Source organism: Corynebacterium halotolerans (assembly GCF_050107895.1).
Taxonomy (GTDB): domain Bacteria; phylum Actinomycetota; class Actinomycetes; order Mycobacteriales; family Mycobacteriaceae; genus Corynebacterium; species Corynebacterium halotolerans_B.
This window is the reverse complement of the sequence record NZ_JBNILW010000009.1, coordinates 65236-89020: the sequence shown is the minus strand read 5'-3', so window position 1 is coordinate 89020 and position 23785 is coordinate 65236. Positions and strand designations below refer to the sequence as shown.

General features: G+C 66.5%; 18 protein-coding genes. 10 read left to right on the top strand and 8 right to left on the bottom strand.

Features of this window, described 5'->3' with window-relative positions; translation table 11 throughout:
• Positions 1-27 precede the first annotated feature (27 nt).
• Positions 28-795, bottom strand: a complete 768-nt coding sequence (locus tag ACQCVD_RS10275; protein WP_426823665.1) for a GntR family transcriptional regulator — start codon at positions 793-795, stop codon at positions 28-30.
• Positions 796-929: 134 nt separating this feature from the next.
• Between ACQCVD_RS10275 and ACQCVD_RS10270 the strand changes: the two genes are divergently transcribed.
• The 6 genes from ACQCVD_RS10270 (at position 930) to ACQCVD_RS10245 (ending at position 7434) form a co-directional block, all read left to right on the top strand.
• Positions 930-2045, top strand: coding sequence for a TIGR03364 family FAD-dependent oxidoreductase (locus ACQCVD_RS10270; RefSeq protein ID WP_426823664.1), 1116 nt, complete (start codon positions 930-932; stop codon positions 2043-2045).
• A gap of 155 nt (positions 2046-2200) precedes the next feature.
• Positions 2201-3139 (top strand): phosphate/phosphite/phosphonate ABC transporter substrate-binding protein, encoded by a 939-nt coding sequence (locus tag ACQCVD_RS10265; RefSeq protein ID WP_426823663.1) that lies wholly within the window; start codon positions 2201-2203, stop codon positions 3137-3139.
• Between the two features lie 9 nt (positions 3140-3148).
• Positions 3149-4012 (top strand): phosphonate ABC transporter ATP-binding protein, encoded by an 864-nt coding sequence (phnC, locus tag ACQCVD_RS10260; protein ID WP_426823662.1) that lies wholly within the window; start codon positions 3149-3151, stop codon positions 4010-4012.
• A 66-nt stretch (positions 4013-4078) separates the two neighbouring features.
• On the top strand, positions 4079-5716 hold the full coding sequence (gene phnE / locus ACQCVD_RS10255; protein ID WP_426823661.1) for a phosphonate ABC transporter, permease protein PhnE: 1638 nt from the start codon (positions 4079-4081) through the stop codon (positions 5714-5716).
• Positions 5717-5749: 33 nt separating this feature from the next.
• Complete coding sequence (locus ACQCVD_RS10250; protein ID WP_426823660.1) at positions 5750-6418, top strand: phosphonatase-like hydrolase; 669 nt, start codon at positions 5750-5752, stop codon at positions 6416-6418.
• A gap of 17 nt (positions 6419-6435) precedes the next feature.
• A complete protein-coding gene (locus ACQCVD_RS10245) occupies positions 6436-7434 on the top strand; it encodes an alcohol dehydrogenase catalytic domain-containing protein (RefSeq protein ID WP_426823709.1) in 999 nt (332 codons plus the stop codon).
• A gap of 65 nt (positions 7435-7499) precedes the next feature.
• Here ACQCVD_RS10245 and ACQCVD_RS10240 read toward each other — a convergent pair whose 3' ends face one another.
• Complete coding sequence (locus ACQCVD_RS10240; RefSeq protein ID WP_426823659.1) at positions 7500-8228, bottom strand: GntR family transcriptional regulator; 729 nt, start codon at positions 8226-8228, stop codon at positions 7500-7502.
• A 94-nt stretch (positions 8229-8322) separates the two neighbouring features.
• On the opposite strand from ACQCVD_RS10240, the gene ACQCVD_RS10235 reads away from it, so the two are divergent.
• Genes ACQCVD_RS10235 through ACQCVD_RS10220 form a run of 4 tightly spaced genes read left to right on the top strand, consistent with a single transcriptional unit; the run spans position 8323 to position 14596 of the window.
• Positions 8323-11217 (top strand): FAD-binding and (Fe-S)-binding domain-containing protein, encoded by a 2895-nt coding sequence (locus ACQCVD_RS10235; RefSeq protein WP_426823658.1) that lies wholly within the window; start codon positions 8323-8325, stop codon positions 11215-11217.
• Between the two features lie 6 nt (positions 11218-11223).
• A complete protein-coding gene (locus tag ACQCVD_RS10230; protein WP_426823657.1) occupies positions 11224-12144 on the top strand; it encodes an AEC family transporter in 921 nt (306 codons plus the stop codon).
• 18 nt (positions 12145-12162) lie between these two features.
• On the top strand, positions 12163-12690 hold the full coding sequence (locus ACQCVD_RS10225; protein WP_426823656.1) for a hypothetical protein: 528 nt from the start codon (positions 12163-12165) through the stop codon (positions 12688-12690).
• A 28-nt stretch (positions 12691-12718) separates the two neighbouring features.
• Positions 12719-14596, top strand: a complete 1878-nt coding sequence (locus tag ACQCVD_RS10220) for a BCCT family transporter (protein ID WP_426823655.1) — start codon at positions 12719-12721, stop codon at positions 14594-14596.
• 139 nt (positions 14597-14735) lie between these two features.
• On the opposite strand, the gene ACQCVD_RS10215 is transcribed toward ACQCVD_RS10220, so the two are convergent.
• From ACQCVD_RS10215 to ACQCVD_RS10190, 6 genes are all read right to left on the bottom strand, one after another.
• Complete coding sequence (locus tag ACQCVD_RS10215) at positions 14736-15749, bottom strand: LLM class flavin-dependent oxidoreductase (protein ID WP_426823654.1); 1014 nt, start codon at positions 15747-15749, stop codon at positions 14736-14738.
• A gap of 87 nt (positions 15750-15836) precedes the next feature.
• Positions 15837-17225, bottom strand: a complete 1389-nt coding sequence (gene brnQ, locus ACQCVD_RS10210; RefSeq protein WP_426823653.1) for a branched-chain amino acid transport system II carrier protein — start codon at positions 17223-17225, stop codon at positions 15837-15839.
• Positions 17226-17382: 157 nt separating this feature from the next.
• Positions 17383-18576 carry a phosphotransferase gene (locus ACQCVD_RS10205; protein WP_426823652.1) on the bottom strand — a complete coding sequence of 398 codons (1194 nt, stop codon included), beginning with the start codon at positions 18574-18576 and terminating at the stop codon, positions 17383-17385.
• A complete protein-coding gene (gene treS / locus ACQCVD_RS10200; RefSeq protein ID WP_426823651.1) occupies positions 18576-20567 on the bottom strand; it encodes a maltose alpha-D-glucosyltransferase in 1992 nt (663 codons plus the stop codon). Before treS ends, ACQCVD_RS10205 begins: the two co-directional genes overlap by 1 nt.
• A gap of 91 nt (positions 20568-20658) precedes the next feature.
• Positions 20659-21810: a MalY/PatB family protein gene (locus tag ACQCVD_RS10195; RefSeq protein ID WP_426823650.1), complete on the bottom strand. Its 1152-nt coding sequence runs from the start codon at positions 21808-21810 to the stop codon at positions 20659-20661.
• 80 nt (positions 21811-21890) lie between these two features.
• The gene (locus tag ACQCVD_RS10190; protein WP_426823649.1) at positions 21891-23777 is read right to left on the bottom strand and encodes an ABC transporter ATP-binding protein; all 1887 of its coding nucleotides are present in this window, start codon (positions 23775-23777) and stop codon (positions 21891-21893) included.
• Between the last annotated feature and the right edge of the window lie 8 nt (positions 23778-23785).

Below are 23785 nucleotides of genomic sequence, written 5' to 3'. Positions count from 1 at the left end.
GTGGGGGCGAATCGGCGGGCCCGAGAATCAGGGGAGGGGCCATCCGGAGGAGATCATGGACAGGGAGCTGGGGGTGTCCCGGGTGGAATTCGTGGTGAAGCTGGCCTTCCACGGAAGATACCGGTCGTCGGAGGACTCGATCGGCTCCCCACTGCTGGTGAAAGCGCGGCGGCGCACCCGGAGTAGCGGAGTGCCCACGGCGACCTCCAACAGGGCCGCGTCCTCCTCCTCTGCGGCGACGGCGTCGATGGTCCGGGAGGCCCGGCTGATGTCGACTCCACGGTCGAGCAGCTCCTGGTAGATGGAACCGGAATCGGGGTCAAAGGCGAGGACGTGCCGGCCCACCTCCAGGGGATAGTTCAGTCGTTCCACCATCGAGGGAACGTCATCCATCAGGCGCAGCCGGAAGATAGAGACCACCGGTGCCCCGTCGGGGATTTCCAGGCTGGCCGCGAGGGACTTCTCAGCGGGCTGGCGGGCCACCCACTGGGTGCGCTGTCCCGGCACGATGTCGGCGTTGTGGCACCACTGGCTGAAGGAGATGATGTCGTCGAAGGACTGGGTCGGGACATTGTCCAGCACCACCGAACGACGCCCCCGGCCGGAGGAGATCAACCCCTCGGCACGCAGGGTGGACATCGCCTGCCGGACCGGGCCACGTGAGCTGGAGAATTTCCGGGTCAACTCCGCCTCCGAAGGAAGCTCATCACCCGGCTGAAAGGAACCATCGCGGATCGAGGACCGCAGATAGTGGGCGACCACCTCATGCTGTTGCCGGGAGTGTGTCTTGGTCATGCCTGGAAACCTCTTAACGATCGGGGCGGGGAGGGAGACAACTTCACGACCGGGAAGTTAAAGTTTGGTGAACAAATCTCCAACTTGTACATATATGTTTGTATCTTACGTGACCGGCGGTCGATGATGGTGCAATGCTGAAAAAAGATCTCATTGTCGTCGGCTCGGGCATCCTCGGCCTGGCCACCGCCTTCCTGGCCCATCGGGAGGGCAGGACCGTCCACGTCATCGACCGCTCGGCGCGCCCCGTGGGCTCATCCATCCAGAACTTCGGCCACGTCTGCTTCACCGGTCAGGCCGACGTGATCCAGGAGGTCGCCATGAAGTCCCGGGAGGGATGGCTGCAGGCCGCGGCCGCCACGGGCCTGTGGGCAGCGGAAACCGGCACCTATGTCCCGGCCATGACCGAGACGGAACTGCAGGTTCTTCGTGAATTCGGGGAGCACCGCGGGGAAGGTGAGGTCACCGGGCTCAGCGCCGGGGAGATCTCCGCTGCACTGGCGAACCCGGACCTGGGAGCGGTCGGGGGCGCGCACCTGCCACTGGACATGCGGGTCAACCCGCGGGAGGCTGCCCCGGCGATCGCCCGCTGGCTGGCGGGCCAGGGGGTTAGGTTCACCTGGAACACCCAGGTCACTGCGGTGGCGGATGGAGTGGTGGACACGGTGCGCGGGCAATACTCGGCAGCGGAGGTCGTCGTGTGTCCCGGCTACCAGCTCGGCAGCCTGTTTCCCGGTCTCGCCGACGACAATAATGTCCGGATCTGCTCGCTGGTCATGTCCCTGATCGACAAGCCGACGCGAATCCCCACCGGATTCGCCATGCTGACCGGAACCTCGTTGGCGCGCTATGACGGGTTCGCCGCAATGCCCGGGGTTCCGGAACTGCGCAGAGAGTTGTCCCAGCGCGAGCCGGAGCTGGTGGATTGCGTGGCGAACCTCATGGTCACCGACATTCCGGAGGGCCTGCTCATCGGCGATTCGCACGCCTATGACCTCAGCCCGGAACCCTTCCTCGACGAGCAGGTGGCGGCACTGCTGCTTGACCGGTCCACGGCGCTGCTGGGCATTGACCGGCCGGTGGTCCGGCAGCGCTGGCTGGGGCAGTACGCCGACAGTGGGGAGACGAATCTGGTGCTGGAACACCCAGATGACCGGACAACCGTGGCGGTGGTCACCTCGGGCATCGGCATGACCCTGTCGTTCGGGATTGCCCGGCTGATCCTGGATGGCGAGAAGGTTAATTTCTAGTCGCGGCTCAAAGTTGTAGTGACTATTGGGTGAATACTCGGATCTTGTATAGACAAGTTCGTTCCGGTGGCTGAATATGGATACAGACGGGTCATCGCCGCCTTACGCGAATGGCCGCATCAGCTCTCCGTCACAACCGAAAGGCTTTGCCACCAATGGGCTTTCCCACCGTCCTCCGCTCCCGCGCCAGTCACGCCGTCGTAGCCACCGCCGCCACCCTCCCCTTCCTCGTCGCCTGCGGTGGCGCCGGTGGGGAGGACACCATCACCTTCGCCGCCGTCCCCTCGGAATCCTCCGCCACCCTGGAATCCTCCTTCGAGAATGTCACCGCACTGATCGAGCAGGAGACCGGCCAGACCGTCGAGTTCCAGAACGCCTCCGACTACGCTGCGGTGATCGAGGGCATGCGCGCCGGGCAGATCGACGTCGCCTCCTTCGGGCCGTTCGCCTACGTCATCTCCAAGGACTCCGGGATCAACATGGAACCTGCGGTTTCGCCGACCAATGACCCTGAGGCCGCCCCGGCCTACACCTCGCTGGCCTACGCCCGGGAGGGCTCGGAGATCCAGGGGATCGAAGACCTGGAGGATCGCAACGTCTGCTTCGTCGACGCCGCCTCCACCTCCGGATACCTGGTTCCGATGAAGGGCATCATGGACGCCGGAATGGACATGGAAACCGACATGACGCCGATCCTGGCCGGCGGCCACGATGCCTCACTGCTGTCCCTGGCGTCCGAGAACTGCGACGTCGCCTTCGCCCACGACACCATGCTGCAGACCCTCGAGGCCTCCGGCCAGATCGAACCGGGTTCGCTCGTCCCGGTCTGGGAGTCCGATCCCATCACCGAGGATCCGATCGCCGTCAACCACGATTCCCTGGATCCGGAACTCGCCGAGCAGCTCACCACGGTCCTGCGCGAGCAGGCCAACATCCCCGCTATGGTCGAGGCCGGGGTCTGCCCCTCGGAGGAGGACTGCACTCTGCCCGAGGAGATCGAGTACGGCTACACCCCGGTCGATGACTCCGACTTCGACGCGATCCGGGACATCTGCGAAGTCACCGACGCCGACGCCTGCCAGAACGTCGGATAGGAGAAACCCATGCACAAAAATCGGAAGAACCCTCAGCTCCAACGAGAGGTCGACGCCATTTACGCGGTCCAGCTCGACCATGTGACGAAGGACTTCGGCGGCGGTGTGCTCGGCCTCGACGATGTCACCGCGGGTTTCAGGACCGGCGGAATCACCGTCCTGCTCGGTCTGTCCGGCTCCGGAAAGTCCACCCTGCTCCGCCACATCAACGGCCTGCACAACCCGACCTCCGGCACCGTCCGTGTGCTGGGGGAGGACGTCGGTTCCCTGGGGAAGAAGAGGATGCGGGCCCTGCGCCGCGACATCGGCGTGATCTTCCAGTCCTTCAACCTCGTCGGCCCGATGTCCGTGCTGGAAAACGTCTGCACCGGGCAACTCGGTTCCCTCAAGGGCCCGCGCATCTCCCTGATGATGTATCCGAAGAGCGTGCGCCGGGAAGCGCTGGAGAAGCTCGACCGGGTCGGCCTGGCGGACCGTGCCCACCAGCGCGCAGACACCCTCTCCGGCGGTCAGCAGCAGCGCGTGGCCATCGCCCGGGCCCTGATGCAGCATCCCAGGGTGCTGCTCGCCGATGAACCCGTCGCTTCCCTGGACCCGGTGTCCTCCCGCGATGTCATGCACCTGCTCCAGCAGATCTCGGTGGAGGACAACCTCACCGTGATCAGCTCCCTGCACCAGGTGCAGCTGGCCATCGACTTCGCCGACCGGATCGTCGGACTGCGCCACGGCAGGACGGTGCTCGACCGGGCCACGGTGGGACTGACCGCGGAAGCGGCCTCGGAGATCTACTCGAGCGTCTCCGGCATGGACCTCGGGGACGCCGGGGAACTGCGGGCGGACGCCGGATTCACCCGGGAAGCCGGGGCCCACTGATGTCCATCCTCACTGAACGGTCCGGACCGCCGGTCGAAGCGCCGGCGCGCCCGCGGCCCTCCGCCGGTGGCGCGCCCGCGGCCCTCCGCCGGTGGCGTGGTCGCGGTCCTCGTCCTGTTGGCGCTGGTCGTCGGCGGAGCCTGGTCGATCAACTCTCTCGGCATCAACCTGGGCACCATCGTCGATTCCCTCGACAACGCCGCGGCCTTCGTGGGACGCATGTTCCCGCTGGACTTTCCACCGCTGGGCGAGACTCTCTCCCTCGTCTTCGAGACGCTGGCCATCGTCTTCCTCGCCACGCTGCTCTCCGTCATATTGTCGGTCCCGGTGTCGCTGGCCGCGGCGCGGCCCACCCGCATGGGCACGACCTCGCAGTGGGGCGCCCGCGCGGTGACCGTGCTGTGCCGGGCGATTCCGGATCTCGTGCTGGCGATCGTCTTCCTGCGCATGTTCGGTCTCGGCGCCACCGCGGGCATCATCGCCATGGGCATCCACTCCGTCGGCATGGTGGCCAAGCTCTACGCCGACGCCATCGAGGAACTCGACGACGGCCCGCGCGAATCCATCGAGTCTGCCGGCGGCAGCCGGACCCAGCAGATCACCGCCGCGATCCCGCAGAAGCTCCTGCCGCAGATCATCGCCACCGCGCTCCACCGCTTCGACATCAATCTGCGTACTTCAGTGCTGCTGGGTTATGTCGGCGTGGGCGGTATCGGGCTGGCCATCGCGGACTCGCTGCGGGTCCTGGACTATCAGCGCGGCATGGCGCTGGCCGTCATCGTGCTCGTGCTCTGCATCCTCGTCGAGCTGATCTCCGGTTCCATCCGGGCAATGCTGATGGGATCCGCCGGCGGCGGCATCACCGGCGGCACCTGGGTGGACCGCATGTTCAACCGGGGCCGCGAACCGGGAGTCAACGACATCAGACTGACCCCGCCGTGGAGCAGGGCGCGTTTGCGGCGTTTCCTCGCGGCCGCCCTGATCATGGTGTTCACGTTCGCCGCGCTGTGGCGGGTCGACATCTCCTGGTCCTCGCTGTGGCGGGGCCTGCTGGACCTGCCGGAGACGCTGGCGCTGTTCTTCCCGCCCTCGGCGGGCGGCTCCACAGCCAACCTCCTCGAGCAACTCCTGGTGACCATCCAGATCTCGCTGGCGGCCACCCTGATCGGGGCGGTGATCGCCATCCCGATCGGAATTCTCGCCGCCCGCAACGTGGTGCCGAACAAGTACATCCACCAGACCTTCCGCGTGGTCATCGTGGTCGTGCGCGGCATCCCGGAACTGATCCTCGCGATCATCTTCGTGGTGATCTCCGGACTCGGCGGGGTGGCCGGCACCCTGGCGCTCTCGGTGGGCGCCATCGGCCTGCTCTCCAAACTGATTGCGGACTCCCTCGAGGAGACCGACACCCGGGTCCAGGACGCCATGCGCACCGCGGGCGCGACGGAACCCCAGGTCTTCTTCTCCGCCACGCTGCGCCAGGCGGCTCCGGCCTTCGTCGCACACACGATGTACCTGCTGGACACCAACATCCGCTCCGCAACCCTGCTGGGCGTCGTCGGTGCCGGCGGCATCGGCTTCCTCCTGCTCAACGCCTCGCGCATCAACCAGTTCGACGTGGTCACCATGGTCCTGATCCTCATGGTCGCCGTTGTCCTCATCGTCGAGGGCCTGTCGATGTGGCTGCGCAAGGTCGTCCGTTAACTATTCCAACCTCTGTCTCAAAGGAACACGAACATGATTGAACTCGCCGTATTCGATATGGCAGGCACCACCATCGACGACCGGGACGAGGTCTACCGCGTCCTGCGGGAGGCCACCGAACGTGAGGGGGCACGTTACACCGATGACCAGTTCCAGCAGTGGATGGGCACGGAGAAGAAATGGGCGATCGGGAACCTGCTGCGCATCGGTGGCGTCGAGGTCACCGAACAGCTGCACGAGAAGGCCTGGGCCTGGTTCCGGGAGGAGCTGCGCCGCACCTACACCGAGAACCCGCCGCAACCGCTGCCGGGCGTCGAAAACGCCCTGGCCACCCTGCGGGGGCGCGGCATCAAAGTGGCACTGACCACCGGTTTCTCCCGGGAAATCGCGGATCTGATCCTGAGCGCGATGGGGTGGGAACCGAGGAAGACCTTCGACGCCTCCTCCTGCGGCGATGAGGTCAGGGACGGGCGGCCGGAGCCGGACATGATCTTCAAGGTCATGGAGAACCTCGGGATCGATGATCCGGCCACGGTGGTCAGCGTCGGCGACACCGCCGCCGACGTCCAGTCCGCCCTACGCGCCGGGGTCACTTCCGTCGGTGTGCTCACGGGGCACCTGACCCGCGGGGACTTCGGGACCGAGGGTGCGCACCTGGTCCTGGATTCCGTGGCGGACCTGCCCGAAGCGGTGAGGAAGTAGTGGTGCGAGCCCAGGCCATGCTGTGGACCGGCGGGGCCGACTTCGAATCCCGGGGCCTCGCGGTTCCGGAGTTGGCTGAAGGTGACAGCTTGGTGCGGATGACCACCGCCACCGTGTGCGGCTCCGACCGCCACACCGTCAGCGGCAGGCGTCCGGGTGCCTGCCCCTCGGTGCTCGGGCACGAGGGTGTGGGCGTGGTGGAGGCCACGAACGCGGATCTGCCGGTCGGCCAGCGTGTCGTCTTCGCGGTGACCGCGGTGTGCGGGGAGTGCGGGCACTGCCGCCGTGGGCTCAGCGCCAAGTGCAGCACGGTGGCCAAGGTCGGTCACGAATCGGCCCGGGGTGGCTGGCCGCTCTCCGGCACCTACGCCTCCCACATCCACCTGCCGAAGGGCGTGGCGGTGGTGGCGGTGCCGGATGCGGTGCCGGATGCGGTGGCCTCGACCGCGGGGTGCGCGGTGGCCACCGTCATGGCGGTGCTGGAAGCCGCCGGTGATCTGCGCGGCCGCCGGGTCTTCGTCAACGGCGTCGGCATGCTGGGGCTGATCGCGGTGGCCGCGGCGAAGGCCCGCGGAGCGGCGGAGGTTCTGGCCTTCGATCCGACTCCGGCCCGTGGTCAGCTGGCGCTGGCCGCGGGGGCCGATGCCAGCCTGGACCAGGGCGATCCACCGGCGGACATCGACGTCGCCCTCGAGCTCTCCGGCGCCGACGCCGGGGTGCGCAGCTGTCTCGCCTCGCTGGCCATCGGTGGCACCGCCGTGCTGGCTGGCAGCGTGACGCCCTCCCCTGAGGTGGGTATTGACCCGGAATGGCTGGTCCGCGGCTGGCGCACCGTCACCGGAGTGCACAACTACGAGCCCCGCCATCTGCGGCAGGCCGTCGACTTCCTCGCCGCCAACGGCTCGCGGCTGCCCTGGGAGCAGATCCTCAGCGGCCCCATCAAGCTGGCGGACCTGGCCCAGGAGTTCGCGGCACCCAGTGACGGCCTGCGAACCGTCGTGTCCATCAGCGACTGAGTCTGCTCCCGCATTCGGATCCCGCCCAGCTCCTCGGGTGGGCGGGGCGGTCACCGGGGACGGACTCAGGGGAGGGAACCTGCCGCGTGGCTGTCCCAGACGCGGGTGACCTCAGCCGCCAGATCCGGCTCGGCCACGCCGCCCTGGCGCAGGGACTGTGCCACCAACAGTTGGCCGGTGACCGTGAGGTGTTCGTGCAACCGGGCGCGCGCCGCGTCGGCGTCGCGGTCCCGAATGGCGTCGAGCACCGGGAGGTGCTCAGCGTAGATGTCGCGCAGCGACCGGGAGGTTCCGGCGGTGCTGACTCCGAGCAGCCGGGTGTGGGTGCGCAGCCGGGAGACGATCTCGCGGCCCCGGCTGCTGTTACCCATTTTCAGGAGGAGGTCATGGAGCTGCTCATCGTGGGCGAAGAAGGCCGCCGCATCCTCCTTTTCCGCCGCCGTGTCCAGAAGCCCCAGCAACCGGTCGGCCTCGGCCAGGTGTTCACTGGTGCGGTGGCGGGCCGCCCGGAACGCGGTCGGGGGCTCGATCGCCAACCGGAGGGAAAATATCTCGGCCACGTCCGTGGGGGTGGTCGCCACGATCTGGAAGCCCCGGTTCCGGGTGAACCGCACCAGTCCGGCCTCCTCCAGTCGGAGCAGTCCGTCCCGCACCGGTGAGCGGGAGATGCCGAGGACCTCGGAGAGCTGGTAGACGCTGTACCACGCACCGGTGACCATTTCCCCGGAGTCGACCGCACGACGTACATAGTCCATGACCTGTTCGGTCAACGAGGGATTCTGGGAGAGGGCCATGGAGCCATTATCGCACGATCGGCCTCGCTGACATGTAACATGTTACTCAGACACGATATTTCCGGCCATTCTGCGAGGAACCAGGGACCACGACATGAGCACCCCGCCGAGCACCACCATCCACTTCACCCGGCTCTCGCCGGAGGTTTACGCCAGGCAGACCCAGTCCGGGATGCGCACGGACATGATGACCCGGGCCGCATACACCTCGGATGCCTCGATCTTCCGGCGGGTGCCTGCGGCGGTGCTGGAGCCCAGGAACACCACCCAGGTCCGGGACGGGATCGCCGTGGCCCGGGCGAAGGGCTGGTCCATCGTCGGCCGCGGCGGCGGCAGCTCCGTGGCGGGCAACGCCATCGGGGAGGGGCTGATCATCGACACCTCCCGGTATTTCAACCGCATCCTGGCCGTGGACCCCGAGGCCCGCACCGCCACCGTCGAGCCGGGCGTGGTCTGCGATGCGCTGCGCGACGCAGTCGCCGAGTACGGACTGACCTACGGGCCGGACCCCTCCACCCACTCGCGCTGCACCATCGGTGGCATGGTGGCGAACAACGCGTGCGGCTCACACTCAGTCGCCTATGGCACGGCTGCCGAGAACCTCGTGGACGTCACCCTGATGCTCGCCGACGGCCGGGAGGTCACCGTGGATGTCCACGGTTGCGACGACCCGGAGATCGACGCCGCGCTGCATCGGCTCTACACCGACAATGTCGAGCTCATCGACGACGAACTGGGGCGTTTCCCACGGCAGGTCTCCGGCTATGGACTGCACTACCTGGCACAGGACATGGCCAAGGCGATCGCCGGCACCGAGGGCACCATCGGCGTCATCACCCGGCTGACGGTCAATCTCGTGCCCGTGCCACGGCACACCGCGCTGGTGGTGCTGGCCTTTGACACGGTGTTCGACGCCGCACGTGCCGCCGCCTCGCTCCGGCTGCCCGGGGTGTCCACCATCGAGGGGATGGGGGGCGATCTGTTGGACGCCCTGCGCAGCAAGCAGGGCCAGGCCGATGCCGGAGCCAACCTGCCCGGCAACCGCAGGGGACTGGCCGCCGGCGGGTGGCTCTACTGTGAGACCGGCGGCGACACGCTGGCCGAGGCGATGGACCTGGCCGGCGCCGTGGCCACCGCGCTGCCGACGATCGACCATGTGGTGGTCACCGACCCGGGGGAGATGCGGGAACTGTGGCGGATCCGCGAGGCCTCGGCGGGACTGGTCACCAGGCTGCCCGACGGGGGCGAGGCGTGGCCGAACTGGGAGGACTCCGCCGTCCCGCCCGAGCACCTGGCCGACTACCTCCGCGGCCTCTACGATCTGATGGACCGTTACGGCTACCAGGGCATCCCCTTCGGCCACTTCGGCGAGGGCTGCGTGCACGTGCGCATCAGCTTCGACTTCCACACGGCCGCCGGCATCCGGGACTTCCACGCCTTCATGGGGGAGGCGGCCGAGCTGGTGGCCTCCTTCGGCGGCTCGCTCTCCGGCGAACACGGCGACGGCCGTGCCCGTTCGGCGCTGCTGTCGGCGATGTACACGAAGGAGATGCGCGGGCTCTTCGAGGAGTTCAAGACGATCTTCGACCCGGACCGGATCTTCAATCCCGGCGTGCTGGTGTGGGCGGACGGGGTCACCGAGGGACTGCGTATGGAACCGGCACAGCGCGCCCTGGAGATCACCCCGGTGCACAACTTCTCACAGGACGACGGTTCCATGCTCAATGCCGTCAACCGCTGCGTGGGGGTGTCCGCCTGCCGCTCGGAGGAGAGCGGGATGTGTCCGTCCTTCCAGATCACCGGCGACGAGGTCCACTCCACCCGCGGGCGGGCCCGGATCCTGTCCGAGATGTTCCGCGGGGAGACCCTGCCCGAGGGCTTCCGGTCCGCAGAAGTGGAAGAGGCCCTCGACCTGTGCCTGTCCTGCAAGGCGTGCGCCTCCGAATGCCCGGTCAACGTGGACATGGCAACCTATAAGGCGGAGTTCCTCCAGGAGCACTACCGCGGGCGGATCCGACCCCGGGCCCACTACATGATGGGATGGTTGCCGCTGCTCGGCTACCTCGCGCACCGCCTCCCGCTGGTGCCCACGGTGATCGGTGCGGTGATGGGCTCGAAGCTGGCCGCACCAGTCGTCCGCCGGGTGGGTGGGTTGGCGAAGCGGCCGCTGATCGACTTCGCCCCGGTCGGGCTGCGGCGCTGGCACCGGGGCCGACGCCGGCCGGACGCGGCGTCGGTACGCGGGGAGACCGTGGTGCTGTGGCCGGACTCCTTCAACTCCGCGCTGGACACCGGGCCGGCGCGGGCGGCGGTGGAGGTGCTGGAGGCACTCGGGTTCACCGTGGTCGTCCCGGACGGCTTCGTCTGCTGCGGGCTGACCTGGCACTCCACCGGCCAGCTGGGCGCGGCGAGGAAGGTGCTCGAGCACACCGCGAACGTGATGAAGCCCTACCTGGACCAGAATCTGACGGTGGTCGGTCTGGAGCCCTCGTGCACCGTCATGCTGCGCGAGGAGACCGCGGAACTCTCCGACCACCCGGGTCTGCGCCGGCTGGCAGAGCTGACCCGGCCCTTTGCGGAAGTCGTGGCGCCCGGGCTCAGGGAACTGGTGGACCGCGGCGAGATCGCTGCCGGGGAGACGACCGCGTTGACCCAGGTGCACTGCCACGAGCGCTCCCTCGGCGACCCGCACCACGCCGCCACCCTGCTGGCGGCCCTCGGTGTGGACGAGGAGCAGATCGCCTCCGGCTGCTGCGGGCTGGCCGGCAACTGGGGCTTCGAACCGGGTCACGCGGAGATGTCCTTCGCCCTCGGCGAGCGGGAGTTGTTCCCGCGGGTGCGGGAGCAGGCGGCGTCGCACAGCGGGGGAGCGGTGATCGCGGACGGCTTTTCCTGCCGCACCCACATCAGCCAGGGCACCGGTCACCGGGCGCAGCACCTCGCGGAGGTGGTCCGAGACATCCTGGGAAGGAACGGCGTGGCAGAATAACCCACCATGCAACAGGTGCTCATGGGGTTCTCGGTGGTCTTTATCGTGATCGCCGTGGGGTTCGTCCTCGGTCGGAGAAACAGTCTGGGGCGGGGCGGCCGACAGGCCCTGGCCTCCCTGGTGTACCTGGTGGCTACCCCGGCGCTGCTCTTCGACCGGCTGCTCACCACCGACCCGGCCGAGATCCTGTCCACGAACTTCATCGTGATCGTCGCCTCCGCCCTGTTGACCGGTCTCGCCTTCTTTCTGGTGTGCCGCACCGTGTTGCGGCGCGGTACCGCGGACAGCATCATCGGCATGCTCTCGTCCTCCTACGCCAATGCCGGCAACCTGGGTATCCCGCTGGCCGTGTACGTGCTTGACGACGCCGCCGCGGTGGTCCCCGTCATTCTCTTCCAGGTCGCCTTCTACGCCCCGGTCGCGTTGACCGCCCTGGACGTGGCCAACTCCTCCAGACAGTCGAACCTGCTGCGCAACCTGATCGTCTCCCCGCTGACCAATCCGATGGTGCTCGCGGCGATCATCGGCATGCTCGTCTCCTTCTTCGCCCTCCCGGTGCCGGAGGTGATCACTGAACCGGTGGGCATCCTCGCGGGGGCGTCGGTGCCGCTGGCGCTGCTGGTGTTCGGCATGTCCCTGTCCGGGGGTGCAATCCTGCGGGAAGGCCGACTGGCGGCGGTCCTGGCCACCGTGTTCAAGGTCGTGCTCATGCCGGTCGTCGCCGGACTGCTGGCGCACTTCCTCTTCGGGATGGAAGGCCAGGCCCTGCTCACGGCGGTGGTGCTGGGCGCGCTGCCGACGGCACAGAACGTCTACACCTACGCTCTGCGTTTCCGGACGGCTGAAAACCTGGCCCGGGACGCCGGCCTGCTGTCCACCCTGGCGTCCTTCCCCGTGCTGGTCGTCATCTCAATTCTGCTGGGATGATCTAGACTCTAAACCGCCATGAGGACGAAACCGATCACTGTGCGTCGCCGAGCGCCCGCCCTGGCGCGGTCCCGCGCGGTGCTCATCTGCATCATCTTCGTGCTCGTCCTCACCCCGATCCTCGTCGGACTGCTGGCGGAGCAGGCGGACCAGACCGCGGAAACCTGGTCGCACGCCTATGCGGTAGCCGCCGCGGCACCGGCGCTCGGCATCGTGCTGGCGGTCCTCAGCCTCGTCATTGTGCTGTGGCGAAAGTCCCGGCCGGTGCTGGTCGTGGATGACCAGGTGCGCATCAGACACAGTGGGGTCAGCTTTCCGGTGGCGGAGCTGGACACGGTGCAGTTGTGGTCGCGGGGTGAATCGTACGTCACCCTGTTGCCGGAACATGTCCCACAGCGGGTGGGAACGAATCCGACAACCCGGAAAGCCGTCTCCGCCTATACCGTCGGATTGCCCCACGACGTGACTCCGCGACCGTTTGAGCTGGCGGAACTGCTCCAGAACCGGAAGCCGGAGGTGCAGGTGGATAAGCTAGGTTCTTTGTGAATGTCCCCTTGACCTGAAAAGGTGAGCTATGAATCATATAACCAGTACGGAGCCTGAACCTGGGCCGGGAACCGGACCCGAACCCGGGTCGGGGCAGAAGAAGACGGTCCTCGGACTGAAATCAGATCCCTTCACATTCCTCGGGGCAGTCGGGTTCATCGTCATCTTCGTCGTGGCCACCATCGCGTTCGGCGAGAACGCCCAGATCCTCTTCGCGAACGTCGCCGACTCCCTCATGGTCAACCTCGGCTGGCTCTACATCGGCGGGGTCTCGGTGGCGTTCATCTTCCTGATCGGCATCTTCGCCTCCCGCTACGGGCGCCTCAAACTCGGCGATGACGACGATGAACCCGAGTACCCGCTGGTGGTCTGGTTCTGCATGCTCTTCGCCGGCGGCCTGGGCGCCACCCTGATGTTCTGGGGCGTGGCGGAACCGATCAACCACGCCTTCAACGTGCCGCAGAACAACGCTGACCCGATGTCCAATGACGCCGTGCGGCAGGCCTTCGCCTACACCTTCTACCACTTCGGCATCCACATGTGGGTCATTCTGGCCCTGCCCGGACTGGCGCTCGGCTACTTCATCTACAAGCGGAAACTACCGCCCCGACTGTCGTCGGTGTTCTCCCCGCTGCTGGGTGGCAAGATCTACGAGTGGCCGGGGAAACTGATCGACATCCTCGCGATCGTGGGCACCACCTTCGGCATCGCCGTCTCCGTCGGCCTCGGTGTCCTGCAGATCAACGCGGGCATGAACCTGCTCTGGGGCACCCCCATGGTCGGCTGGGTCGAGCTGCTCATCATCCTGGTCATCACGGTGGTCGGCTGTCTCTCCGTGGCCTCGGGGCTGGACCGCGGCATCAAGCTCCTGTCCAACATCAACGTCGGCATGGCCGTGGTGCTGATGGTCTTCATCCTGCTGACCGGTCCCACCCTGATCCTGCTGCGCCACATCATCGAGTCCTTCGGCATCTACGCCGACACCCTGCCTGCCCTGATGTTCTGGACCGACGCCTTCGCCGAGAATCCCGGCTGGCAGGGCACCTGGACCGTGTTCTACTGGGCCTGGACCATCTGCTGGAGCCCGTACGTGGGGATGTTCTTCGCCCGGATCTCCCGGGGCCGGACCGTGCGCCAGTACATCGCCGGCGTGCTCGCCCTGCCCGCGATCTTCGCCGTGATCTGGTTCGCCGTCTTCGGCCGGGCCGGCATCGAGGTGGAACGCGCCGAGCCGGGCATTCTGACCGAACCGGTGGTGGAGGAGGGCAACGTCCCCTTCGCACTGTTCGGGTTGCTGGAGCAGTACCCGATCACCGGCATCGCCTCGGTGTTCGCGCTTGCGGTGATCGTCATTTTCTTCATCACCTCGATCGACTCAGCGGCCATGGTCAACGACATGTTCGCCACGGGTGAGGAGAATCAGACCCCGACCTACTACCGCGTCGGCTGGGCGCTGGCGATCGGCGCCGTGGCCGGGGCACTGCTCATCATCTCGCCCGAGTCCGGCATCGCCACCCTGCAGGAGGTGGTGATCATCGTGGCCCTGCCCTTCTTCCTGATGCAGTTCGTGATGATGTACTCGCTAATCAAGGGTATGAGCGATGACGCCGCCGCCGGCCGGAAGATCCGCACCCGGAAATGGGACAAGACGGATACCGCGGAAAAGCTCGAGGCCCATGAGTCCCGTCCTGCTCCGGGTTATGACGAGGAGGGCAACCCGTTGCCCGTCCCGGTGCTCGAACATGATGAGGACGGCAATATCGTCATCCCGGGCAATGTCGTGGTGGGCGGTGACCTGGGCGTGGTCGGCGACATGGTGGATGAGGACGAGGCGAAGGACATGCAGCGCCGCTTCCGCATCGTCGAGCAGTCCCGGCCCCGGGACCAGGAGGAGTGGAATATCTAGCTGAAGCTCGTGCCGGGCATTGGGTGCCGGGCCTCGAGTGGCGGCTGCGAGGAAGAGAATATGTCGTGATCGGGTGAAGCCGGTGCGTGGCCGTGCGTGATCTGCCCGAACGCGACATATTTTTACGCTCGTGGACCGGTTACTGCCCCGGCACGCCCGCGGTATCGGCCGGGTCCAGATCCCAGGCCTCAGCCAGGATCTCCATGGACCGCATTGCCTCCTCGTGGCTGGTGCCCTGCAGGGAGATCATCAGTTCATCGGCCTGGGCCAGCTCCGCGAACTGGTTGAGCTCGGTGCGGATCTTGTCCGCGGTACCGATCGCGGTGAACTTGAGCATGTCCAGGATCTGCTGTCCCTGGTAGGAATTGATGATCGCATCCAGCTGCTCCTCGGAGAGGAAGCGACCGCGCCCCGCCATGGAACGCACCCGCTCGCGGTGCACCCCCTCGGTCTGGCGTTCGGCCTCCTCCTGAGTGTCCGCTGCGGTCACGTTGACCGCGGCGATGACATAGGGGTTGGGGAAGCGGTCGGAGGGCTCGTAATTGTTGCGGTAGTAGCTCACGGCTTCCTGCAGGTGGGTGGGTGCGAAGTGCGAGGCGAAGGAGTAGGGAAGCCCCAGCTTCGCGGCCAGTTGCGCGCCGAACATCGAGGAACCGAGGATGTAGAGCGGAACGTTCGTCCCCGCCCCCGGAATCGCCTGGACACCGGGAATGCGGGACCGGCCCGTCAGGTAGCCGTTGAGCTCGACGACATCCTGCGGGAAACCCTCCGCGGCGGACGGGTCCCGGCGCAGGGCGCGCAGGGTGTTCATGTCGGTGCCCGGGGCACGCCCCAGACCCAGATCAATGCGGTCCGGATACATTTCGGCCAGGGTGCCGAACTGCTCGGCGATGGCGTAGGGGGCGTGGTTGGGCAGCATCACCCCGCCGGCCCCCAGCCGGATCTTTTCGGTCTGTGCGCCGATGTGGGCGATCAGCACGGCCGGGACCGCGGAGGCGATGTGCTTCATGTTGTGATGTTCGGAGTACCAGATACGCGAGTAGCCCAGCCGCTCAGCCTCCTGCGCCAGTGTCACTGACCGGGCGAAACTCTGCCGGACCTCCTCGCCGGGGTAGACCGTGCAGAAATCAATCACAGAGAGCGGGAGAGACAAGAAATCCACCTTTGACTAGAATTCGGGCGTTCAACACACCCAACTCTGTCAGAGGTGGACTTATTCCCGCTGGCCGGTGGCCCTGAATCAGGCCTCCACCTGCTCCTGCGGCTCCCGGACAGCGGCATCGGGGGTCTGCTCCGCCCCCGGCGCGGGTCTGACGATGTCGATGACCAGGCCGATCACCAGACCGATGAGGGTGGGCAGGACCCACCCCATCTCGACGGAATGCATCGGCGACCAGGCGATCAGCGGCTCGATGGCACTTGTGCCCCAACCCAGGCTGTTGAAGGTCATCAGCGCGGCCCAGGCCACGGCAACCCAGATGGCGACGCGGTAGGTCCAGTGGAAGCGGACCCTCCCGCGGAACAGCGGCTGGATCAGGGTGATGAAGATCAGGGTGATCGCGGACGGATAGAGGAAGCCGATGACCGGCGCGGCGATGGCCAGCACCGTGTCCAGCCCCAGGGTGGCCAGGGCGAAGGACATCAGCGAGAAGATGACCGCCCAGACCTTGTACTGGATACCCGGCAGCAGGGTTTCAAAGAACTCGCTGGTGGAGGCGATGAGCCCGACCGCGGTGGTCAGGCAGGCCAACAGCACGATGAGGCCGAAAACAAGCTGACCGGGGGTGCCCATGATCAGCAGGGCGGCATCGGCGAGCAGGCCGGCGCCGTCCTCGTACTGGCCGGGATCCGGGATGTACTGGCCGATGAATCCCAGGCCGACATAGATGACCGCCAGCAGGGCACCGGCGACGAGGCCGGCAGCAATGGTGCCGCGCACCAGCGGCTTCCCCTCCGGCATGCCCTTGTAACGCAGCGCGGAGATCACGATGATGCCGAAGGCCAGGGCGGCGATCGAGTCCATCGTGAGGTAACCCTCCACCAGGCCGGTGGGGAAGGGTGCCTCGGTGTATTTGGCGTCCGGGGAACCGGGAACCCCGTCGAAGTTGATCATAGCAAGGACAACCAGCAGCACCAGCAGCACCAGCAGCACCGGAGTCAGGAACTTGCCGAGGTTGTTGACGATGGAATTCGGGTTGTACGCCAGGGCGAAGGCGATGCCGAAGAAGATCAGGTTGAAGATGCCGGAGGCCAGTATCCCCTCGGTGCCCAGCACGGGCTGGATCGCGGTGGAGTAGCTGACGGCACCGGTACGCGGCAGCGCGTAGAAGGCGCCGATCGACAGGTACGCCAGGACCGGAAAGACCAGGCCGAACAACCAGCCGCCACGGCGGGCGAGGTCGCGGACGTTGTTTCCCGAGAGGGCGATGGCGATGACGGCCAACACCGGCAGGAGCACGCCGGTGCCGAGGAAACCCAGGATGGCGGGCAGGAAGTTCTCCCCGGCCTGGGCGCCCAACATGGGCGGGAAAATCAGGTTACCGGCGCCGAAGAACATCGAGAACAGCATCAGCGCCGTGATGACGATGAGCATCGGAGATTTCTTCGTGGGCGCCTTGGGAGTCGACATAAGCGGCGGACCTCACAGATAGACGGCAAAAGGAATGCCTGTCAGGGTACTTCATGTCTTCGCCCGCAACTACCACGAGACCGGGGAAAGCCCCGGTGAAGGGGCAGGATTCCGGGGAGCCGCCTGGTGGGGCAGCGTTCCGCACGGGGAAGGGTGACTAATGTCCGCCGTCCCCGAGCAGGCGGTTGACCGCGGCGAGCGGGATATCGACCCAGTCGGGCCGGTTGTCGGTTTCGTAGACGACCTCGTACAGGGCCTTGTCCAGGACATACGCATCCAGGAGCGGGGAAGGTTCCACGCCATAGCCGGAGAGGAACTCCCGGGTGGCGCGGGCGGCCCACTCCGCCGGATCCGTGGGACCGTCGGCTCCTTCCCGGGCGGGGAAGTGGGCGGCATAGTCGATCGAGCGGATCACCCCCGCGACGTCGCGTAGCGCCGAGTCCGGGCGGCGTCGCTCAGCCAGCGGCCGGGCGGGCTCACCCTCGAAATCGATGAGGACGTAGGTTTCCAGGGTACGCAGCACCTGACCCAGGTGCAGATCGCCGTGGATACGCTGAACGGTGTGCCGCTGATCGCCGAGCGCGCGGTAGCGCTCGCGGACGGCCGGCGCGAACTCCGCCAGCACCGGGGCACGGGAGAGTAACTCCTCAAAGTGCGCCTCCAGGTCCTCGGCCAGCTCGCTGCCACTGACCTCCGCCGTGGCGAAGGCCTCGGCCAGTGCGGTGTGCACGCTGCGGGTGGCTTCGCCGAGCAGATCGGCTTCGGCGCCGAAGTTGGCTCCCCGGCCCGCGAAACCCAGGGCGAAGCGCCAGCCGTCCTGGGCGTCGGCGACGAAGTCCTGCACCATCGCCAGCACATGGTCCTCACCGTCGATCTCTTCGGTGACCCAGCCCAGCACCGGGGCGATGGTGGGGCAGTCCGGGATCTGCGACAGCAGCTCCACGTCCGGGTTGACGCCGGGCTCGAGCTTGCGGAAGATCTTGACCATCACCCGGTCCGCGCCGTCCTCGGAGAAGATCAGGGAGGTGTTGGACTGTTCGCCCTCAATCACCCGTCCGGACAGGCCCTGAGGCAGCTCCACTGTGCTGTGCAGGCGTCCGAATCCCGGCGGGTTCCCGCTCAGCAGGGACGTGCCGTAGGCGGTGGCGACGTCGGGGTCGGCGAGGATGTCCTCGCCCCGCTCATCGACCAGCACCTGGTAGAGGTCTTCCTGACTGCCGTGCCGGACCTGCAGGAGCAGTAGCGTGCCACCGGCTGCCGGGGCTTCACGGAGGACCGTCACGGCGTCGATCGGCTCCGACTTCGCGCCATAGAAGCGGGCCTCGGCGAGCATGCGGGCGAGATGGTCCATCAGTCCTCCTCCGGAGCCAGGTCGAACCAGAAGAAGCCGTGCGGGGCCAGGGTGACCACCCAGGGCTGCTTGCTGATGACCGGGAAGGGCGCCCATCCGGAGAGCTCCCGCGGGTGGACGCCGGCGAAGTCGGGCAGCTGCAGGGACACGGCCTGGGGGTGATCGGAGAGGTTGTTCACGCAGAGCACCTTCTCCCCCTTGTATTCGCGGATGAAGGACAGCACCGACTCGTTGGTGGAGTCGACCTCGCGGAAGCTGCCGTGTCCGAAGGCCCGGTACTGCTTGCGGATGTGGATCTGCGCGCGGATCCACTGCAGCAGCGAGTTCTCCCGCTTCTGCTGGTTCTCGACGTTGTAGATCGCGTAGCCGTACTGGTCGTTCTGGATCGGTGGCAGATACAGCCGTTCCGGGTCCGCGCGGGAGAAACCGCCGTTGCGGTCGGAGGACCACTGCATCGGGGTGCGCACGCCGTCGCGGTCGAAGAGCCAGATGTTGTCGCCCATGCCGATCTCATCGCCGTAGTAGAGCACCGGGGAACCGGGCAGGGACAGCAGCAGGGCGTGGAAGAGCTCCAGCTTGTTGCGGTCGGCGTTGAGCAGGGTGGTCAGGCGCCGCCGGATGCCCACATTGGCCTTCATCCGAAGGTCCTTGGCGTAGGTCTTGTACATGAAGGCGCGTTCATCCTCGGAGACCATCTCGAGGGTCAGCTCGTCGTGGTTCCGCAGGAAGATCGCCCACTGCGCGGTCGAGGGGATTTCCGGCGTATCTGCCAGGATCTCCGAGATCGGGGTGCGCGACTGCTGCGCGGCGGCCATGTAGATCCGCGGCATCAGCGGGAAGTGGAAGGCCATGTGGCACTCGTTGCCCTCCGGGGTGTCACCGAAGTACTCCACCACGTCCTGGGGCCACTGGTTGGCCTCCGCCAGCAGGACCCGGCCGGGGTACTCCTCCTCGATGACGCTGCGGACCCGCTTGAGGAAGGCGTGGGTCTCCGGCAGGTTCTCACCGTTGGTGCCCTCGCGTTCGAAGAGGTAGGGCACGGCGTCGAGCCGGAAGCCGTCCAGTCCCAGATCCAGCCAGAAGCGCATGACGTCCAGCATGGCCTCCTGGACTTCCGGATTGTCGTAGTTCAGGTCCGGCTGGTGGGAGAAGAACCGGTGCCAGTAGTACTGCTTGCGGACCGGATCCCACGTCCAGTTGGATTCCTCGGTGTCGATGAAGATGATGCGGGCGTCGCTGTAGCGCTCCGGGTCATCGCTCCAGACATAGAAGTCACCGTAGGGGCCGTCCGGGTCGTGGCGGGATTCCTGGAACCAGGCGTGCTGATCGGAGGTGTGGTTCATCACCAGGTCCGTGATGAGCCGGATGCCACGCCGGTGGGCGTGGTCGACCAGTTCCACGAAGTCTTCGACGGTGCCGAATTCGGGCAGCACCTCGCGGAAGTTGCGGATGTCATAGCCGCCGTCCTTGAGCGGGGAATCATAGAAGGGCAGCAGCCACAGGCAGTCGATGCCCAACCACTCCAGATAGTCGAGCTTCGCGGTCACCCCCTTCAGGTCGCCGGTGCCGGTGTCATCGGAGTCGTAGAAGGCACGGGTGAGTACCTCGTAGAACACGGCGTCCTTGTACCACTGGAGGTTCTTGCGCTCCCACGGGGCGTCGCCGGGGGCCGGGGCCGGGGTATCGAACTCCTCCGAACCCGGCTCGATGATGTGTCCCGCGGCGTCGACGACGGGGCGGGGCACGCGGACCTCCTCGGCGTCTGGACCGTCGAGTGGGCCTGTCGACAGCCCCGGGCCGGGATCGCCGGCGGCCTCCGTGGCCCCGCTGATCAACGGCTGATGTTCCTCGTGGTGCTCGGGAGAGGAGCCGTCCCGGGGACCGGTGGACAGGCCCGGGCCGGGGGTGGATTCGGACGTCGGGTCGGGGGAGCTGGCTTCGGTGTGCGCGCCAACCTCGGGGCGGTCATCACGGCTCGGTTTCTCGCTCATAAGACCTAAGCGTAGAGAAGAATGAGGCCCCTTGCAGGACTGTTTGTGAAACCAACCACAGTCGGGCCCCGTGAGCCGGCCGACCGCCCAGCTACCCGGCGTCTTCGGCCTGCCCGATGGCGGTTGCGATCCGGTCGACCGCTTCTTCCAGCAGCTCCCGGGAGGTGGCGAAGTTCAACCGGGCGCAGCCCTTCCCACCCTGTCCGAAGGTGACGCCCTCATTCATGGCGACCTTGGCGTGCTGGCGCAGCCAGGTTGCCGGACGGTCCTTGTACTCCTCGGGCAGAGCGGTTCCGCTGAAGTCCAGCCACATCAGGTACGTGGCCACCGGATTGGAGACCTGCAGCCCCGGCACCCGGGCCGGCAGGTTCTCCACCAACCAGTCGCGGTTGTCCCGCAGGTACGCCACCTGCTGATCCAGGAACTCCCGGCCCTCGGAGTAACAGGCGGTGGCGGCAAACACCCCGAGGGTGCCCACGCCATCCTTGATCACGCCGTTGAGCTGCTGCCAGGCATCCACGTCATCGTCATTGGAGAAGATCACCTGCGCACACTTGAGACCGGCGATGTTCCACGCCTTGGAGGTGGCGGTGACGGTGATGCACACCCGGGCGGCCAGCTCCGAGATGTTGGCGACCGGCAGATGAGTGCCCTCGTACTGCAGCGGAGCGTGGATCTCGTCGGCGAGGATCCGGGCGTCATATTTGTCGGCCAAGGCGACCAACTCATGGAGGAAATCCTCGGTGTAGGTGTAGCCCAGTGGATTGTGCGGGCTGCACAGGACCAGGGAGCCGGCGCCACCCGCGAATTCCCGTTCCACCTCGGCCAGATCCAGGCCGTTGTAGGAGTCGACGGTGACCATCTCCCGGCCGGCGGCCTCCGGTAGATCCAGGAACGGCATGTAGGCCGGGGTCGGGACGATGACGCTCGAGCCCGGTCGCGTCAGATACTTGACACTCAACATCAGCCCCCGGACCACATCCGGAACCGCGAAGATCCGCGCCGGGTCCGGCCGCCAGCCGAAGCGGTCAGCATAGAAGTCCGACAGCGCATGCTGGAGTTCGTCCCCGGCGGGGGAATAGCCGAAGGCCTCCCGATCCACTGCATCCTGGATCGCGGCGTGCACCGGTTCCGCCGTGGCGAAATCGGATTCGGCGATCCACAACGGAATCACGTCATCGTCATAGACGGTCCATTTCCGGGTCTGACGGTTTCTCAGGACATCAAGCGAAGGTATCTGCATGCCCCGCATTCTAGTTGCCGTGCGGGACCGGTCAGGTTTTGCTCAATGCTCCGACGCCCGTCGGGCAGACGAGACCGGTGTCAGAGCTGCTCCTCACTGTCTTCCGGGTCATCTTCTGCGGGAATATCGGAGACGAGACCGAACTGCTTGAGGCGTTTGCGGTCCGCGGCGTCGCTGGAGGCCGTCAGCGCCAGCAGCTGGGAGTAGATGCCCCCGGAGGTCGCCAGCTCGGCTGGGGAACCGACCTCGTCAACCCGGCCGTTTTCCAGGGTGACGATGGTGTCCACGTCCGCGATCGTGGACAACCGGTGCGCGATGATCAGAGTCGTCCGGTCCACCATCAGTTCCTCCAGGCCGGCCTGCACGGCCCGCTCCGAACGGGTGTCCAGCGCGGAGGTCGCCTCATCGAGGATCAGGACCGGGGCGTCCTTCAGCATCGCCCGGGCCACCGCCACGCGCTGACGCTGTCCACCGGACAGCCGCAGGCCACGCTCCCCGATGACGGTGTCATAGCCGTCCGGGAAGGCGCTGATGAAGGCGTGCGCGTTGGCACGCTTGGCGACGCCGATCACCTCGGCGTCGGTGGCGCCGGGACGGCCGTAGGTGATGTTCTCCCGGATCGTGCCGGAGAACAGACTGGCCTCCTGGAAGACGACGCCGACGCTGGCCCGCAACTGCGCCGCCGAGAGATCCCGGACGTCGCGCCCACAGATCTCCAGGCTTCCCTCGTCCGGTTGGTACAGCCCCAGAATGAGGTTCACCAGCGTCGACTTCCCGCCCCCGGACTCACCGACCAGGGCGATGCGCTGTCCGCGCGCCGCGGTGAACGAGACCTCCCGGATCACCGGCTCGCCCTCCTCATAGGAGAAGGAGACCCCATCGAAGCCGATCACCGGTTCGGTGACCGGCAGCGGCGTCGGGGCATGATCTGTCAATGCCGGTTGATCCGAGGACTCGGTGGCCGCGATCAATTGCTGGTTGGCGGTGGGCTCGAAATCCTCCGCCATCACGTTGAAGTAGTCCCTGGAACCGGCGATCGCCCGCTGGGCGGCATCCACCAGGAAACTCATCATGAACACCGGTTGCTTGGCCATGTTCACCAGAGTGATCAGCATGACCATGTCACCGAGGGTGAAATAGCCGTGCAGCGTGCGGTAGAAGAGCACCAGGTAGATCCCGAAGAAGATCAGGTTCATCGCCCCGCCACGGAGCGAGTCCATCTGATGCCAGTAACGGGACTGCCCCCGGGTGGTTTTCACCGTCCGGCCATAGCGGCCGCCGAACGTGGCCAGCTCCCGGATTTCCGCGACATAGGACTTGACCACCTTGACCTGGCCGACGACTTCGGCGAAGCGGCCTCCGGCGAGGTCGACCTGCTCATTCTTCTCGGCCTCCAGTGCCTGCCACTTCACGCTGGTCTTCGCGGTCAGCCACATGTAGATCGGGAAGATCGAGGCCAGCAGGATGGTCAGCGGCCAGTAGTACCAGCCGGTGATGATCAGCACCGCGATCACGGTGACGACCATGGGGGAGAAGTTATTGGACACCGACTGCAGGAACTGCGTGACCGAAGTGATCGAACGGTCCAGGCGGGCAATGACCGTGCCAGTGGACTGCCTGTCGAAGTAGCGCTGCGGGAGTGCCAGAAGTTTGGCGTAGTAGCGAGTGGACAGGATCTGCCGCATCCGGGCGGCCATCACGTCACCGATATACCCCCCGAGGTTGGTCATGACGGTGGTGGCGAGGTCCGCGATGAGCAGGCCGACCGCGAGGAGCACGATGGTGCGGGTCACCGAACCCGCCGCGACGTCGCCGCCTACCGCCGCGACGATCGTGTCGGTGGCTTCCCGCAGAATGAATGGCGAGACCAGACCGAGGCCGGCGACGACGATCGAAGTCAGGATCACGCCGAGATAGAAGGGCCACAGTGCGGAAGCACTGCGCAGAATTCGTGCCAGAGAACGCACGGGGGAAT

Bases quoted from the DNA above. Each gene is read 5' to 3' on its own strand.
- ACQCVD_RS10275 (WP_426823665.1), bottom strand. From the start codon at position 795: ATGACCAAGACACACTCCCGGCAACAGCATGAGGTGGTCGCCCACTAT.
- ACQCVD_RS10270 (WP_426823664.1), top strand. From the start codon at position 930: ATGCTGAAAAAAGATCTCATTGTCGTCGGCTCGGGCATCCTCGGCCTG.
- ACQCVD_RS10265 (WP_426823663.1), top strand. From the start codon at position 2,201: ATGGGCTTTCCCACCGTCCTCCGCTCCCGCGCCAGTCACGCCGTCGTA.
- phnC (WP_426823662.1), top strand. From the start codon at position 3,149: ATGCACAAAAATCGGAAGAACCCTCAGCTCCAACGAGAGGTCGACGCC.
- ACQCVD_RS10250 (WP_426823660.1), top strand. From the start codon at position 5,750: ATGATTGAACTCGCCGTATTCGATATGGCAGGCACCACCATCGACGAC.
- ACQCVD_RS10245 (WP_426823709.1), top strand. From the start codon at position 6,436: ATGCTGTGGACCGGCGGGGCCGACTTCGAATCCCGGGGCCTCGCGGTT.
- ACQCVD_RS10240 (WP_426823659.1), bottom strand. From the start codon at position 8,228: ATGGCCCTCTCCCAGAATCCCTCGTTGACCGAACAGGTCATGGACTAT.
- ACQCVD_RS10235 (WP_426823658.1), top strand. From the start codon at position 8,323: ATGAGCACCCCGCCGAGCACCACCATCCACTTCACCCGGCTCTCGCCG.
- ACQCVD_RS10230 (WP_426823657.1), top strand. From the start codon at position 11,224: ATGCAACAGGTGCTCATGGGGTTCTCGGTGGTCTTTATCGTGATCGCC.
- ACQCVD_RS10225 (WP_426823656.1), top strand. From the start codon at position 12,163: ATGAGGACGAAACCGATCACTGTGCGTCGCCGAGCGCCCGCCCTGGCG.
- ACQCVD_RS10220 (WP_426823655.1), top strand. From the start codon at position 12,719: ATGAATCATATAACCAGTACGGAGCCTGAACCTGGGCCGGGAACCGGA.
- brnQ (WP_426823653.1), bottom strand. From the start codon at position 17,225: ATGTCGACTCCCAAGGCGCCCACGAAGAAATCTCCGATGCTCATCGTC.
- ACQCVD_RS10205 (WP_426823652.1), bottom strand. From the start codon at position 18,576: ATGGACCATCTCGCCCGCATGCTCGCCGAGGCCCGCTTCTATGGCGCG.
- treS (WP_426823651.1), bottom strand. From the start codon at position 20,567: ATGAGCGAGAAACCGAGCCGTGATGACCGCCCCGAGGTTGGCGCGCAC.
- ACQCVD_RS10195 (WP_426823650.1), bottom strand. From the start codon at position 21,810: ATGCAGATACCTTCGCTTGATGTCCTGAGAAACCGTCAGACCCGGAAA.